The following is a 561-nucleotide window of genomic DNA, read 5'->3' as shown; positions in this document are numbered from 1 at the left end:
GGGAACCTGCGGCTGGATCACCTCCTTAATCGACGACATCAGCCTGCTGATGAGCTCCCACACGAATTGCTTGATTCTTTGTAAAAGACGATCAAGGCCTTCTGCAGGCCTCGCGTTGTTCCTGATCAGAACTTGGAAATGAGCATTCGCTTCGAATGTTGATTTCTGACTTTTGTCAGATCGTTCTTTAAAAATTCGGATATGTGATAGAAATAGACTGAACACCAGTTTCACTGCTGGTGGATCAGGCTAAGGTAAAATTTGTGAGTTCTGCTCGAAAGAGCAACGTGCGAATTTTCGGCGAATGTCGTCTTCACAGTATAACCAGATTGCTTGGGGTTATATGGTCAAGTGAAGAAGCGCATACGGTGGATGCCTTGGCAGTCAGAGGCGATGAAAGACGTGGTAGCCTGCGATAAGCTTTGGGGAGTCGGCAAACAGACTGTGATCCAGAGATCTCTGAATGGGGGAACCCAGCCAGCACAAGCTGGTTATCTTGTACTGAATACATAGGTGCAAGAGGCGAACCAGGGGAACTGAAACATCTAAGTACCCTGAGGA

The 561-nt window shown here is 47.4% G+C and carries 1 protein-coding gene and 1 rRNA gene; one reads left to right on the top strand and one right to left on the bottom strand.

Annotation, left to right across the window (positions count from 1 at the left end; genetic code table 11):
• On the bottom strand, positions 1 to 234 hold a 234-nt coding region (locus SB756_RS28060), incomplete at its 3' end, for a hypothetical protein (RefSeq protein WP_410912747.1).
• A 111-nt stretch (positions 235 to 345) separates the two neighbouring features.
• Between SB756_RS28060 and SB756_RS28055 the strand changes: the two genes are divergently transcribed.
• A 23S ribosomal RNA gene (locus SB756_RS28055) occupies positions 346 to 561 on the top strand; the annotation flags it as partial.

Origin of the sequence: Pseudomonas sp. SIMBA_068 (assembly GCF_046534705.1) — a bacterium.
Classification (GTDB): Bacteria; Pseudomonadota; Gammaproteobacteria; order Pseudomonadales; family Pseudomonadaceae; genus Aquipseudomonas; species Aquipseudomonas putida.
This window is presented reverse-complemented; position numbering and strand designations above follow the sequence as displayed.